At 71.2% G+C, this 13,769-nt stretch carries 16 protein-coding genes and 1 tRNA gene; 14 read left to right on the top strand and 3 right to left on the bottom strand.

The window, feature by feature from the left end; translation table 11 throughout:
* Positions 1-163: 163 nt before the first annotated feature.
* Entirely contained in the window at positions 164-844 is a 681-nt protein-coding gene (locus LEL83_RS14350) for an FHA domain-containing protein (protein WP_198657198.1), read from the bottom strand.
* A gap of 86 nt (positions 845-930) precedes the next feature.
* Between LEL83_RS14350 and LEL83_RS14345 the strand changes: the two genes are divergently transcribed.
* From LEL83_RS14345 to LEL83_RS14335, 3 genes are all read left to right on the top strand, one after another.
* Positions 931-1,017 (top strand) — tRNA-Leu (locus LEL83_RS14345).
* Positions 1,018-1,249: 232 nt separating this feature from the next.
* Positions 1,250-1,411 carry a hypothetical protein gene (locus LEL83_RS14340; RefSeq protein ID WP_198657199.1) on the top strand — a complete coding sequence of 54 codons (162 nt, stop codon included), beginning with the start codon at positions 1,250-1,252 and terminating at the stop codon, positions 1,409-1,411.
* Positions 1,412-1,504: 93 nt separating this feature from the next.
* Positions 1,505-2,404 carry a GNAT family N-acetyltransferase gene (locus LEL83_RS14335; protein ID WP_225559318.1) on the top strand — a complete coding sequence of 300 codons (900 nt, stop codon included), beginning with the start codon at positions 1,505-1,507 and terminating at the stop codon, positions 2,402-2,404.
* 27 nt (positions 2,405-2,431) lie between these two features.
* Here LEL83_RS14335 and LEL83_RS14330 read toward each other — a convergent pair whose 3' ends face one another.
* Positions 2,432-2,785, bottom strand: coding sequence for a hypothetical protein (locus LEL83_RS14330; protein ID WP_225559317.1), 354 nt, complete (start codon positions 2,783-2,785; stop codon positions 2,432-2,434).
* Positions 2,786-2,885: 100 nt separating this feature from the next.
* On the opposite strand from LEL83_RS14330, the gene LEL83_RS14325 reads away from it, so the two are divergent.
* From LEL83_RS14325 to LEL83_RS14275, 11 genes are all read left to right on the top strand, one after another.
* On the top strand, positions 2,886-3,857 hold the full coding sequence (locus LEL83_RS14325) for an AraC family transcriptional regulator (RefSeq protein ID WP_225559316.1): 972 nt from the start codon (positions 2,886-2,888) through the stop codon (positions 3,855-3,857).
* Between the two features lie 361 nt (positions 3,858-4,218).
* On the top strand, positions 4,219-4,533 hold the full coding sequence (locus tag LEL83_RS14320; RefSeq protein ID WP_225559315.1) for a hypothetical protein: 315 nt from the start codon (positions 4,219-4,221) through the stop codon (positions 4,531-4,533).
* Between the two features lie 93 nt (positions 4,534-4,626).
* Entirely contained in the window at positions 4,627-4,779 is a 153-nt protein-coding gene (locus LEL83_RS14315) for a hypothetical protein (RefSeq protein WP_225559314.1), read from the top strand.
* Between the two features lie 91 nt (positions 4,780-4,870).
* Positions 4,871-5,122 carry a hypothetical protein gene (locus tag LEL83_RS14310; RefSeq protein WP_225559313.1) on the top strand — a complete coding sequence of 84 codons (252 nt, stop codon included), beginning with the start codon at positions 4,871-4,873 and terminating at the stop codon, positions 5,120-5,122.
* A gap of 136 nt (positions 5,123-5,258) precedes the next feature.
* A complete protein-coding gene (locus tag LEL83_RS14305; RefSeq protein ID WP_225559312.1) occupies positions 5,259-5,975 on the top strand; it encodes a GntR family transcriptional regulator in 717 nt (238 codons plus the stop codon).
* Between the two features lie 93 nt (positions 5,976-6,068).
* On the top strand, positions 6,069-7,091 hold the full coding sequence (locus LEL83_RS14300) for a sugar phosphate isomerase/epimerase family protein (protein WP_225559311.1): 1,023 nt from the start codon (positions 6,069-6,071) through the stop codon (positions 7,089-7,091).
* Positions 7,088-8,041, top strand: coding sequence for a 3-hydroxyacyl-CoA dehydrogenase family protein (locus LEL83_RS14295; protein ID WP_225559310.1), 954 nt, complete (start codon positions 7,088-7,090; stop codon positions 8,039-8,041). The genes LEL83_RS14300 and LEL83_RS14295 overlap by 4 nt, the downstream gene beginning before the upstream one ends.
* A gap of 16 nt (positions 8,042-8,057) precedes the next feature.
* Positions 8,058-8,873, top strand: a complete 816-nt coding sequence (locus LEL83_RS14290; protein WP_225559309.1) for an SDR family NAD(P)-dependent oxidoreductase — start codon at positions 8,058-8,060, stop codon at positions 8,871-8,873.
* 140 nt (positions 8,874-9,013) lie between these two features.
* The gene (locus tag LEL83_RS14285; protein ID WP_198657208.1) at positions 9,014-10,405 is read left to right on the top strand and encodes an MFS transporter; all 1,392 of its coding nucleotides are present in this window, start codon (positions 9,014-9,016) and stop codon (positions 10,403-10,405) included.
* Positions 10,402-12,108: a dihydroxyacetone kinase family protein gene (locus LEL83_RS14280; protein WP_225559308.1), complete on the top strand. Its 1,707-nt coding sequence runs from the start codon at positions 10,402-10,404 to the stop codon at positions 12,106-12,108. The genes LEL83_RS14285 and LEL83_RS14280 overlap by 4 nt, the downstream gene beginning before the upstream one ends.
* The gene (locus LEL83_RS14275; RefSeq protein ID WP_225559307.1) at positions 12,105-12,866 is read left to right on the top strand and encodes a triose-phosphate isomerase family protein; all 762 of its coding nucleotides are present in this window, start codon (positions 12,105-12,107) and stop codon (positions 12,864-12,866) included. The genes LEL83_RS14280 and LEL83_RS14275 overlap by 4 nt, the downstream gene beginning before the upstream one ends.
* Here the strand turns inward: LEL83_RS14275 and LEL83_RS14270 are convergent.
* On the bottom strand, positions 12,859-13,701 hold the full coding sequence (locus LEL83_RS14270; protein WP_225559306.1) for an NmrA family NAD(P)-binding protein: 843 nt from the start codon (positions 13,699-13,701) through the stop codon (positions 12,859-12,861). The genes LEL83_RS14275 and LEL83_RS14270 overlap by 8 nt on opposite strands.
* Between the last annotated feature and the right edge of the window lie 68 nt (positions 13,702-13,769).

Raw genomic sequence — 13,769 nt, 5'->3', positions numbered from 1 at the left:
GTGGGGGTGCTCGGCCCCGACGGGGCCGCCTTCGGATCGGTCGGGATCGTGCGCACGCGCTGACCGAACAGGTCACTGCGCAGGGCGAACACGATCACGAAGACGAACAGCCAGAGCACCGCGAGGAACGCGAAGCGCAGGACGAGCAGGGTCAGCCCTGTGGTCATCGAGCACCTCCGTCGTTCTCCGGGATCACCCGGAACACCATACGGGTACGACCGATCTCGATGGTGGAGTCCGGCTCCACGATCGCCTGCTGGAAGTGCTGCCCGTTCAGCTTGGAGCCGTTCGTCGAGCCCAGATCGGTGGCCTGCGCGTGCTTGCCGTCCCACAGCACCTCGACGTGCTTCCGGCTCGTCCCGGTGTCCGCGATGGTGATGTCGGCGTCGCTCCCGCGGCCGATCACCGTGCGTCCGCGCTGCAGACGGTGGCGCTGCGACCCGATGTCCAGGACCGCGATCCACGCGACGTCACGCTGCACGGTGGTGGAGTCGACCTGCAGGATGCCGGTGGACAGTGTGCCGTCCTGCTGCAGGCGGATGGTGACCGGACCGGAGAACGAGTAGTTCTGCGCCACGGCGTGTTGGTGCACCATCTGGGTCAGTTCGTCGATGAGCGGACGGCCGACGTCGTTCATGCGCGTGAAGTCCGGCGGCGCCAGGCGCACGGTGAACTCGTTCGGCACGAGGATGCGCTCGCGGGAGACCACGGCAGCCTTGGTGTCGAGCTCGCGCCGGAGGGTGCTCGAGATCTCGACGGGCTGCACCCCGGAGCGGAAGGTCTTGGCGAAGGCGCCGTTCACGGCGCGTTCCAACCCTCGCTCGAAGTTGTCCAGCAGGCCCATGCGTCTCCCGTGTCGTCGGTCGTCAACCACTGCATGGTAGTGGTTGGCGTTGGCACCCGTCTGTGCGTGGTAGTGTTTTCGGGCTGGCGCGAGTGGCGGAATTGGTAGACGCGCACGGTTCAGGTCCGTGTGCTGGAAACGGCGTGGGGGTTCAAGTCCCCCCTCGCGCACCAGGCGAAGAACAGGAAGGCCCCGGAGGAATCCGGGGCCTTTCCTGTTCCCGGGGTGCTGTCCGCCTGGCCGGGTGTCTGCGCCCGGCCGTCGGTCGCGCATCGGGCCCGGATCCGACCTGGAGGCGCGGCTCGACCCCGACACGCCGGTGCGGCAGAACCCGTGGACACGTTCTGCACCGTCGGTCCGAGGTCGCTGGACGGGCGTCAGACCGTGCCGCGTACCGTCCGGGACATGACTGATTCGACGACACCGGACGGATCGAGCGATCCCACCGAGACCCAGCAGCAGTACACCGAGGACCTGCCCGACGGGTCGTCCACGGGCGATGCCACGGAGGACCCGCAGCAGGACAGCGACGTCGACTCGGGCGGCGAGCCCGCCGACCCGCAGTAGCGGCGACCACTGACCGACGGGAGGCGCGGTGCCGGCTGGCACCGCGCCTCCCGTCCGTCGTCCACCCGTCGTGCGGTGCCCGAGGATGGAAGCATGACGACGACCGCACCGCTCCGACCCGGTGAGGTCGCCCTGCTCGCTGCCACGGACGCCGAGCAGGTGGTGGGGGTCGCCACCGCTCGGTACGCCCCGGCCGTGGTCGCGGACACGAGCGGGTGGGCCGACGGTGACCGTCGGTGGATCGAGGACCTCGGGTTCCGCGCAGACGACCGCGGCGCGGCGGTACGGACCCTGGACCTGACGCTCGCCGACGACGGGACCCACACGCGGATGCTCGACGCGCCGGCCATGGCGTCGCTGCACGGCCACCACGCGCGCTTCGCCGAGCACCGCGGCGAGGTCGTCCGCTACCAGCCGGACGTCTCGGTGTTCACCGCGATCCCGGAGCGGCCCACCGCGGCCGACTGGGAGGACGTCCGTGCGCTGCTCGGAACCGGTGCGGTCTTCGGGGTGAGTGGTGCAGCAGCGCTGCCGGACGGGTGGGCGCTCGTCGAGGGCGTGGCCGGCGTGCAGCTGACCGGTGAGGCGGTGACGGGGGAGCCCGACGCCGAGGCGGTCGTGCTGACGCCCGACGACGTACCGGAGATGACCGCGCTGGTGGAACGGACGAAGCCCGGGCCGTTCCTGCCGCGCACCATCGAGCTCGGCACCTACCTGGGCATCCGACGGGACGGCCGACTCGTCGCCATGGCGGGGGAGCGGTTGCACCCGCCGGGGTGGACCGAGATCAGCGCGGTGTGCACGGACGAGGGGTACCGCGGACAGGGGTTCGGTCGGCGGCTGGTCCTCGCCGTGGCGCACGGCATCCGGGAGCGGGGCGAGATGCCGCTCATGCACGCGGCTGCCGGGAACACCGGGGCGATCGGGCTGTACCGGCGCCTGGGGTTCCGGTTGCGGGAGCGCGGGGCGCAGCGGTTCGTGCGGGTGCCCTGAGCCGCGGCGGGGGTCAGCGCTGCGGCGTCAGTTCTTCGGGGGGTCGGTGCGGAGGCGCTTTGCCTCGGGCTCGTCGGAGTGTGAGGACGCCGCGTCGATGAAGCGGCCACCACCGACCTCGGCGGTCCGGCGGGTGAGCTCGTTGACCAGGTCCTCGTCCTCCGGCTCGAGGTCGTCGTCCGGCGCCGGCTCGACCATGACCTGCGAGGCCGGACCGAGGAGCAGCTCCGTCGCCACCCCGACGCCGTGCTCGTCCGACGTGGGGATCTCGACGATGTCCGTCGTCCCGTTCTCGCCGAGCGCCGCCGCGTAGGCCAGCACCGCCTCGGCGATCGCGTCGCCGGTCATCACCTTGTTCTCGCCGTACACCACGAACTTCACCCCGGGGAGTCAACGCCGCGACGCTGATGGTCGGCCGTGGTGAGCCGGATCCCGCACACAGGCCAGCGCTGTCGGTGGCTCGCGCGACAATCGACCAGGCATGCCCGACGAGATCTCTCCCACCACACGCATCGAGCGTCGTGGGTTCGACGTCGACCAGGCCGTCGCGTTCTACGAGCAGGTCTACTCCAGCCACGACATCCACATCGGGGACGCCGTCACCGAGGGGTTCTCGTGGCGGTACCGGGCCGTCGGCGACGAGGACGTCGTCGTCGGGACCTCGATGGTCGCCGCGCGGCGGTGGGGCACGATCAACCCGGGTCGCGACTACATCCTTGCGTGGGCGTCCGGCGCCGGCATCACGCTCGACACCGGCACCCGGTCGCCCGTCCAGATGCTCCCTGGTGTGCCGACCATGTACCCATCCGGTCGGCCCTTCGCCTTCGACGCGCTCCCGACCACGCAGCACCTCATCCGGTTCGACGGACCGTTCCTGGAGGCGGTGGCCGCGGCCCGCACGCAGACCGTCCCCGCACCGCTCCGCTTCGAGGCCGTGTCCGACCCGGCGGCGGTGCAGCGCCTGCGGCTGGTGATCACCGACGCCGCTCCGCAGCTGCTCGACCCGGCCCTGCCCCGCGCCACCCGGGCGGCACGGAACACCCTCCTGGCCGAAGCCGTCGTCGACGCCTTCCGTGCTGAGCCCACGATCCAGCTGCCCCTGTCCGCCGGTCCCACCACCATGCGGTTCGCCCAGGAGTGGATGGTCGCCAACGCGCACCGGGCCATCACGATCACCGACGTATGCGACGCCGCCGGGGTCGCCGTGCGCTCCCTGCAGGCGTCGTTCCAGCGGCACGCGGGGCGCTCGCCGATGCACTTCCTCCGAGAGGTCCGGCTGCACCGGGTCCGTGCCGCCCTGAGCACCGCCGACCCCGACACGACGACCGTCAGCGAGATCGCACTGGCGTGGGGGTTCCAGCACCTGGGGCGGTTCGCGGGCTACTACGCGGAGACGTTCGGGGAGGCGCCGTCCACGACGCTGCGGCGGCGGTCGGGCGGCGACGCGTTCTGAGGGGTCCCGGCGTGACCGCGTCGTCGAGGTCGGTCGATCACCGTCGAGACCGGTCGGGACGGACTGCGAATGACCGTGCCGACGACGACGACGGCGCGGCCCGGCCCGAGGGTGGTCGGGGCGGGCGTCGGGTGAGGAGAGACCGCCGGCCGATCGGGAGCAGTACGTTCGTCGCATGGACGTGGTGAGCGTGAAGGTGCTGGGGAGCGGTGGTCCTGAACACCGCGTTGGGCATCCTGTTGCTCGTCGCCGGTGCGAGGCTGTGGCGCGCTGCTCTTCGTGGGACGAAGCACCGCCGGTAGTCGGCGGTCATCCGGCAGGATGCGGCGCAGCATCGGTTCTGATGAGGAGGAAACCCGACGTGCAAGCGAACATCCGCTCGGTGTCCTCGGGATCAGAGGAACTGCACTGGGACGCCGAACTCGACCACGTCCCAGAGTTCGCCGTCGAGACCGACACGGGCAATCGCTACTCGGTGCACTGCATCGGCCCCGCGGCCGGTGTGCCGACGGACTGGGAGGTACGCGCTCCCGGCGGCGCACTGATCGGTCGTGTCAGCCGGGTCGCGATGACGAGCGGGTTCTCGTCCTCGTACCGGTACAAGAAAGCCGGGGCGCTCTTCTCCGGCGGTTCGCAGGGGACACTCCGGAACGCTGTCCAATCGCTGCTCGAGTGAGGATGATGGCCTCGGCCTCGGCCTCGGTGTGCTCCGAGGTCAGGTGCGCTGCCTCACTGGCCCGGATCCATTGCCTGCAATGAACGAAACAACATGACACTCGCGGTTCTTGCGCTCGACCTCCTGCTCGCAACCGGCGGCGCGAACACCCAGAACGGTGTCTCTGCTCCGGTCTGGGTGATCGTCCTCGCGGTTGTCCTCATCCTGGGCATCGGCATCACCCTGATCGCGCGCTGCCGGAGGTGAGCCGCGAGGACAGCTGCGGCTGCGACGAGCACGGCCCCTCACTCGTTCCGGTCCCGATCCCGCCGAGGACGTCGCCGCTAGGGTGACGGACATGTCGAACATGACGGACGAAGAGGTTCGCCGATCGCTGCGCCGCAGCGGAAGGAACACCGCGCTGTTCGGACTCGCATTCGTCCTGCTCTCCTCCTTGTTGTTCATCGCGGAGTGGGACCAGCTGGGTGAGCCCCTCGGGCGGAAGCTCTTCTCACTCCCGCGGAGTGTGCTCTTCGGTTTGTTGCTCGTTTGCGGCCTCTCCCTCGTCGGCTGGGGAGTGCGGACTGTGCTGTCGCTGCGCCGCCGATGACGCAGCCGTGGCCGGGGCGCACGGGAGCCACGAGTGACCGCTCACGACCGGGACAGGGGCTGCTGACCCAGACGTGGCACCCCGTCCCGCGTCCGACGTCGACCGCGCTGAGTCGTCGATTCTCTAGGATCGACACATGTCGGCAACCCTGCCCAGCTTCGGGACGGAGCGCATCACGCAGCTCGGCCTGCGCGACCGCGTCTACGACCGGGTGCTCGAGGTCCTGATGGGCCACGACGTCGAACCGGGCATGCGACTGTCGATCGACGGACTCGCCCGCTCCCTCGGAGTCTCGCCGACCCCGGTGCGCGAAGCCCTGGTGCAACTCGAACGGACGGGTCTCGTCACCCGACAGGCGAACAAGGGCTACCGGGTCTCCCCGCCCCTGGCCGGCGAGCAGCTCGAGGCCCTGTTCGACGCCCGGCTCATCGTGGAGAGCGGCGCCGTCGAGCTCGCCGCCCGCGGTGACGTCGACGGCCTGCGCGAGCGGCTCTCGGCAGCGCTCGACGAGCAGGCCGCGGTGGCCGCCGAGGTCGCGTCGGTCGGGGCTGCGCACGCCCCGGAGGAGCTGATGGCCCGCTTCTTCCGCAGCGACTGGCAGTTCCACCAGCTGATCTTCGACGCGACGCGGAACCCGTTCCTCGAGGAGATGTCCGAGGTCATCACCACCCGTGTGCACCGGATGCGGCAGATCGTCGAGGGTGGCGGGGACGACACGGATCGCGCCGTGCAGGAACACCGGGCGATCCTGGAGGCGCTGGCTGCGGACCCGACGTCGGCCGTCGCCGCGATGCGGCTCCACATCGACGCCGTCCGGTTGCGCTCCCGCGCGGACGCCTCGCACACGAGCTGAGGCAGAGGGGTTGCGTTCCGTCGTTGCGTGAGTATCTTTCCTATAGGAAAGAGGTTCGCCGTTGAACCGCCACGACATGCAAGGGAGCATTCCGTGACCACTCCGCAGGACTGGGTCGACCAGGATTGGGACCCCACAACCTGGACGTCGACGACCTGGCCGATCGCCGCCTGCCTGCACGGGTTCGCGCAGGTCACCCGCGACGGCACGGCCTTCCACGACGCCCCCGCCGAGGTGTGGGACGAGGTGTTCGCGCAGATCGAGGCCGTCGGCTTCTCGCTCGCCGAACTCGCCGACAGCCACATCCGCCCCGCTGATCTGGAGCCCTCGCGCCGCGACGAGCTGTTCGCCGTCGCGAAGGCGCACGGCATCGGTATCCCGTCGGTGCACCTGCAGCGCAAGAGCGTCATCCAGCCGGGACACGAGGAGGAGAACCTGGCCTACGCCCACCGCACCATCGACGCGGCGGCCGAGTGGGGCATGCAGGTGTTCTCGACCGGGCTGCACCAGCCGTTCAGCGACGCGCAGAAGCGCGCGCTGTGGTTCTGGACGGCACCGGGCCCGCAGGACCCCGACGACCCCGAGGTCTGGGACGCCGCGGTCAAGCGACTGCGGGAGCTCGGTGAGCACGCCGCCAGCGTCGGGCTGCCGATGGCGCTCGAGCTGTACGAGGACACGTACCTCGGCACCGCCGACAGTGCGGTCCGCCTGGTCGAGGAGATCGGGCTCGACAACGTCGGGCTCAACGCCGACGTCGCGAACCTCATCCGACTGCACCGTCCGGTCGAGGACTGGCGGGAGCTCTTCGCGAAGACGATGCCGCACACGAACTACCTGCACGTGAAGAACTACACGCGGGACGAGGCCGGCGACGGCAGCTGGGCGACGAGTGCGCCGAGCACCATGGAGACGGGCCTCATCAACTACCGCCAGGTCCTGCGCGACGCCGTCGCCGAGGGGTTCCGCGGGATCGTCATGACCGAGCAGTACGGCGGGGACAGCCTCGGCGTCTGCGCCACCAACCAGCAGTACATCCGGTCCGTCCTCGCGACGACGAGGCTCGACGCGACGGCAACCCGGACTGCCGCAACCAGCACCGAAGGAGCAATCCGATGAGCACCCTCGACATCGCCGTCGTCGGGTCCGGCTACATGGGCGGCGGGATCGCCCAGGTCCTCGCCCTCGCCGGCCACACCGTCCGGATCGCCGACGTCTCGGCCGAGATCGCCCAGCAGAACCTGGAACGGCTGCTCGGCGAGACCGCACAGTTCGTCACCGACGGGCTGTTCCCCGAGGACGCCGTCGAACGGGTCCGCGCCCACCTGCGCGCCGCCGAGTCGATCGAGGCCGCCGTCGCCGACGCGGACTTCATCGAGGAGGCCGTGCCGGAGAAGCTCGAGATCAAGCACGCGACGCTGCGCCGGATCAGCGAGGCCGCCCGCCCCGACGCCGTGATCGGCTCGAACACCTCGACGATCCTGATCGAGTCGCTGGCCGAGGCGGTGGTGGGCCCGGAGCGGTTCCTCGGCGTGCACTTCTCGAACCCGGCGCCGTTCATCCCCGGCGTCGAGCTCATCCCGCACCCCACCACGAACGAGCACGCGATCGAGGTCGGCGAGACCGTCGTCGCCGCGACCGGCAAGCAGTCGGCGCGGGTGAAGGACTCGACGGGGTTCGTGCTGAACCGCCTGCAGTACGCGCTGTTCGAGGAGGCCACGAAGATCGCCGACGAGGGCATCGCCAGCCCCGACGACATCGACACGATCGTCCGGACCACGTTCGGGTTCCGCCTGCCGTTCTTCGGACCGTTCGCGATCGCCGACATGGCCGGGCTCGACGTCTACGCGTTCTGCTTCGGGTCGCTCCAGACCCGCTGGCCGGAGCGCTTCGCCACCCCGCCGTCGCTGCAGCAGCACGTCGACGCCGGTGAGCTCGGCACGAAGTCCGGCGCGGGGTACCTCGAGGTCCCCGCCGACCGCACCCCGGAGCTCGTCGCCTACCGGAACAAGGCCTACGTCGCGATGCAGAAGCTGCTCGACGAGCTCGGCCCGGCCCCGATCCACTGAGCCCGGAGCACGAACGATGAGCACGCAGGACCCCCAGAGCACGCAGGACCCCCAGAGCACGCCGAACCCCCGAACGGAGCAGACCCGCACCGTCGTCCTCACCGGCGCCGCCTCACCGCGGGGCATCGGCCGCGCCACCGCCCACCACCTGGCCGAGGCCGGGTGGGACGTCGGGATCATCGACCTCGACCAGACGGCGAGCGAGCAGGTCGCCGCCGAGATCCGCGAGCAGCACGGCGTTCGGGCCGTCGGCGTCGGTGCGAACGTCGCCGACGAATCCGCCGTCCGTGCGGCCTTCGACACGATCGAGGCGGAACTCCGGCCGATCACCGCACTGGTGAACCTGGCCGGGGTCTCGTCCGCGCACGCCTACCTGGACCTGCCGGAGGGGGAGTGGCACCGGGTGCTGTCGATCAACCTCGACGGTGTGCACTTCGCCAGCCTGCGGGCGGCGGAGTCGATGGTGCGGTCCGGGTACGGGCGCATCGTGAACCTGTCGTCGGTCTCCGCCCAGCGCGGCGGCGGCACCTTCAGCAAGACGCCGTACACGGTGGCGAAGGCCGGCGTGATCGGCCTGACCCGTGGTCTGGCGCGCGAGCTCGGCCCGCGCGGCGTCACGGTCAACGCGATCGCCCCCGGCCCGATCGACACCGACATCATGGGCGGCACGCTGTCCGAGGAACGGAAGGCCGAGATGGCCGCCGACGGCGTGCTGCCGCGCATCGGCACCCCGAGGGACATCGCCGCGGCGATCGCCTACCTGATCAGCGAGGACGCCGGGTTCGTCACCGGCCAGACGCTCAACGTCGACGGCGGCCTGTACATGCACTAGGGCCAGCCGCCCACGGAACGCGCGCCGACCGCGCGACGCGATCCGTGCCTCCCGTCCGATCAGTCGAAGGCTGACGAGCCGACAGGCCCGACCACCGGACGCCCCGAACCACCGCACCGTGCTCGCAAAGGAGCGAACCCGTGTCCCTACCCCCTGCCCCCGCGCTCGGGTCGACGAACGACCCCGGCCTGCAGTCCGCCATCGGCAAGGCGACGAAGCACCTCATGCCGATGCTCGTCATCCTGTACTTCGTCGCGTTCCTCGACCGCACCAACGTCGGCTTCGCCGAGGAGGCACTGAGCGTCGACCGCGGCATCTCCGACGCCGCCTTCGCGCTGGGTGCCGGCATCTTCTTCATCGGCTACGCGATCTTCGAGATCCCGTCGAACCTGCTGCTCAAGCGGTTCGGTGCCCGGTTCTGGCTCGCCCGCATCGCGATCACGTGGGGCATCGTCGCCGCCCTGTTCGCCTTCACGACGAACGACACGATGTTCATCGTCCTGCGCTTCATCCTCGGCGTGACCGAGGCGGGGCTGTTCCCGGGCGTCATCATGTACCTGTCCGAGTGGTTCCCGAACAAGGTGCGCGTGCGCATGTTCGCGATCTTCTACCTGGCGCAGCCGTTCTCGCAGATGATCGGCGCCCCGCTGTCCGGCGGGCTCATCAGCATCGGCGACGAGGTCACCCCGTGGCACGGCTGGCAGGTGATGTTCGCCGGCGAAGGACTGCTCGCCGTGTTCGCCGGCATCGCGGCCCTGGTGTTCCTGACGAACAGTCCGCAGCAGGCGAAGTGGCTCGAACCGGGCGAGAAGGCATCGCTCACGGCGGCCATGGAGCGCGAGGACACCGCGCGCAGCGAGGACGGCCCGAAGGGCATCTGGCGCGCGATGGCGAGCGGCCGCGTCTGGTACTTCACGATCATCTACTTCTGCCTGCAGGTCGCCGTCTACGGCACGACGTTCTACCTGCCGCAGCAGGTCTCGTCGCTGCTCGGGCAGGACGTCGGCTGGCAGGTCGGGCTGGTGACCGCCATCCCGTGGCTCGTCGGGCTCGTGGCGTGCTACCTGGTCGGCTCGCGGGCGGACTCGGTCGGACGGCGTCGCCGGTGGGGCACGTTCTTCTACGTCACGACCGGCCTGTCGATCCTCGGTTCGGCGTGGGCGGGCGCGAACGGGCAGCCGGTGCTCGGCATCCTGTTCATCACCCTGGCCGTCGCGAGCTTCCTGGCCGTCGGCCCGATCACCTGGGCGTACCCGACCGCGTTCCTGACCGGTGCGGCAGCGGCTGCGGGCATCGGCCTGATCAACTCGCTCGGCAACCTGGGCGGGTTCGTCGCCCCGATCATGCGCACCGCGATCAACGACGTGGTGCCGACCGACAGCGGCGCGTTCGGCATCGTCTCGCTCGGCGTCCTGGCGTTCGTCGCCGCCGTGATGATCTTCTGCACCAGGTTCTTCCGCGGCGCCAAGGCGGACGAGCTGCTCGACACCACGCACGTCCGCACCACCGAACCGAAGGGGAGCACGCGATGACCAGGCTGTTCAACGACCCGGCGGACTTCGCCGACGAGGCGACCGACGGCTTCGTCGTCGCCAACGAGCGCTGGGTGCGCCGGGTGCACGGCGGGGTCGCGCGCGCCACCACGAGCCCCGACGGCACGGTCGCGGTCGTGATCGGCGGCGGCTCCGGCCACTACCCGGCGTTCGGCGGGCTGGTCGGACACGGCCTGGCGGCCGGTGCAGCCATGGGCAACCTGTTCGCAAGCCCGAGCGCCCAGCAGGTGGCCGGTGTCGCTCGGGCCGCCGAACACGGCGGCGGCGTGCTGCTCAGCTACGGCAACTACGCCGGGGACGTCCTGAACTTCGATGCCGCAGCGCGGACGCTCGAGGCCGAGGGCATCCCGGTCCGCACGGTGCGCGTGACCGACGACGTCACGAGCGCCACGGTGGACGAGCGTGCGAAGCGTCGGGGGATCGCGGGGGACCTGTGCGTCTTCAAGATCGCCGGTGCCGCCGCCGAGCGGGGCGACGACCTGGACGCGGTGGCCGCCGTCGCGGATCGGGCGAACGACCGCACCCGCAGTTTCGGGGTCGCGTTCTCGGGCTGCTCGCTGCCCGGTGCCGACGAGCCGCTGTTCGAGGTGCCCGAAGGGCGCATGGCGGTCGGGATGGGCATCCACGGCGAGCGGGGGATCGACGAGACGGACGTGCCCACGGCCGACGGCCTGGCCGAGCTGTTGGTCGCACGCCTGCTCGACGAGCTGCCGGACGGCACGGTGCTCGAGGGCCAGCGGGTGGTCCCGATCCTGAACGGCCTGGGGTCGGTGAAGTATGAGGAGCTCTTCGTCGTCTACCGCTCGGTGCAGCAGCGGCTGGCGGACGCCGGCGTCGTGATCGTCGAGCCCGAGGTGGGTGAGCTCGTCACGAGCTTCGACATGGCGGGCGTCTCGCTGACGCTGCTCTGGCTGGACGACGAGCTGGAGCAGCTCTGGGCTGCACCGGCCGACACCCCCGCCTACCGCAAGGGCGGTGCGGTGGCGCAGGAGCGCGTCGACCCGTCGACGGTCGCCGCCGACGCCGAGGCCGTGCCCATCGGTCCGGCGAGCGACGACTCACGAGCGGTCGCCGAACGGGTCGCCGCCGGGTTCGACGCGGTCCGCGCGGTGCTCGACGAGCACGCCGACGAGCTCGGCCGCATCGACGCGGTCGCCGGTGACGGCGACCACGGCATCGGCATGCAGCGCGGCGCGCACGCCGCAGCGGCAGCGACGGCGGAGGCTGTAACCGGCGGCGCCGGTGTCGGCAGCGTCCTCCGGATCGCCGCCGACGCGTGGTCCGACAAGGCCGGCGGCACGTCCGGTGCGATCTGGGGCGCCGCACTGGAGGCACTCGGTCGCGTCATCGGGGACGACGAGCGCCCGTCGGGTGCCACCGTCGCGCAGGCCGTGCGGGAAGCCACCGAGGCGGTGCTGGCGTTCGGCGCGACGGTGGGCGACAAGACGATGGTGGACGCGCTGGTGCCGTTCGACGAGGTGCTCCGCACCCGGCTCGACGCCGGGGCGGCGCTCGCCGAGGCCTGGGGTGACGCCGTCCGTGCCGCCCGCGAGGCCGCGGACGCCACGGAGTCCCTCGTGCCGCGGATGGGCCGTGCCCGGACCCACGCCGAGCAGGCCGTCGGCACCGCGGACCCGGGAGCCCTGTCGTTCGCGCTCATCGTGGAGACGGTCGCACCGTGATCACGATCGGGGTGTCGCTGAAGATGTACTTCTCGCACGCCCGGACGCTGGCCTGGGCGGGCGAGGTCGCGGGCATCGCCCGGCGGCACCCCGCGGTGCGCTCGGGAACGGCAACGCTGTTCGTGGCGCCGACGTTCCCGGCGCTGGTGCCGGTGCGGGACCTGCTCGCGGGCTCCGGAGTGCAGCTCGCCGCGCAGGACCTGTCGTGGGCCGACGACGGCGCCTTCACCGGTGAGGTCTCCGGCGCCGAGCTGCGCGAGATCGGGGTCGACCTGGTCGAGATCGGCCACGCAGAACGCCGCACGCTGTTCCACGAGGACGACGCGACGATCGCCGGGAAGGTGCACGCGGCCTGCCGCAACCACCTGCGTCCGCTGCTGTGCGTCGGAGAGCCGGACCGGGCCTCCGATCCGATGGAGGCCGTGGCGGCGGTGACGGCGCAGCTCGACCGGGCCGTCGCGACCGCCGTCGCGGACGGCCTGACCGGACCCCTGACCGTGGCCTACGAACCGGTGTGGGCCATCGGTGCGCCGGCACCGGCACCGGACGACCACATCGTGGCGGTGCTCGACGGGATCGAGCAGCACCTGGCGTCGCGACCCGAACTGCACGGCAGCACCGTCGTCTACGGGGGCAGCGCCGGACCCGGTCTGCTCACGCGGGGGCGGGGCCGGATCGGTGGGCTGTTCCTCGGACGGTTCGCCCACGATCCCGCCGCGGTCGCGACGATCCTCGACGAGGTCGCGGCGCTCAGCTGAGCTGGTCGCGGACCGGCCGAGGGGCCCGTCCGAGCAGCTCGCCGAGCAGCGGATCGGTGCCGGCGAACAGGCCCTGCTCGGCGGCCTGGTACATGCCGATCAGGAACCCGACCATGTGCGGGTCCTGCCCCGCGGCCAGCGCACGGGCACGCCACTCGTCCACGCCCAGGGCCTCGAAGCCGATCGTCCGTCCGGACACCTCGGAGGCCTGCCGAGCAAGGTCGGCGAAGGTCGGCGCTTCCGGAGCGGTGAGCGTCACCGGCCCGTCGAACGGCTGGTCAGCGAGCAGGATGGCTGCGGCTGCCTCGGCGGCGTCCTCGCGGGCGGTCCACGACACCGGCCCGTCGACGGGGACGGACACCACGCCGGTCTCCTGCCAGGGGCCCGTCATCCAGGCCGCGCTGTGGGCGTAGAAGCCGTTGCGCAGGCTCGTCCACGGCAGCCCCGAGTCGCGGAGCAGGTCCTCGGTGGCGGCATGGTGTGTCGCCGGCACGAAGGGCGAACCGTGCGAGGCGCCCTGGTGGCTCGTGTAGAGGACCCGACCGACGCCGGCCTCCACGGCTGCATCGACCGCGGCACGGTGCAGTGCGACGGCGTCGGCGGCCGGGTCGCTCGACGAGACGAGCAGGAGCTGCTCGGCGCCCGCGAAGGCCGCCGGCAGGGTCTCCGGCTCGGCGTAGTCGCCTCGGCGGACCTCGACGCCACGGTCGGCGAACCGCTGGGCGCGGGCGGGGTCGCGGGTGACCACGGCCAGATCGGACGGCGCGAGGCGCTCGAGCAGGTGGTCGGCGGTGGCGCCGTTGAGGGCTCCGGTGGCCCCGGTGATGACGATCATGGCTTCTCCGTATCGATGGAAACAGCGATCAGGTACCGCCGTTAACACAGTGATAGCACACTTCCGTT

The organism is Curtobacterium oceanosedimentum (assembly GCF_020297365.1).
In the GTDB taxonomy this organism is placed as follows: domain Bacteria; phylum Actinomycetota; class Actinomycetes; order Actinomycetales; family Microbacteriaceae; genus Curtobacterium.
The sequence above is the reverse complement of the archived record's forward strand: the minus strand, read 5'-3'. Positions and strand labels throughout refer to the sequence as shown.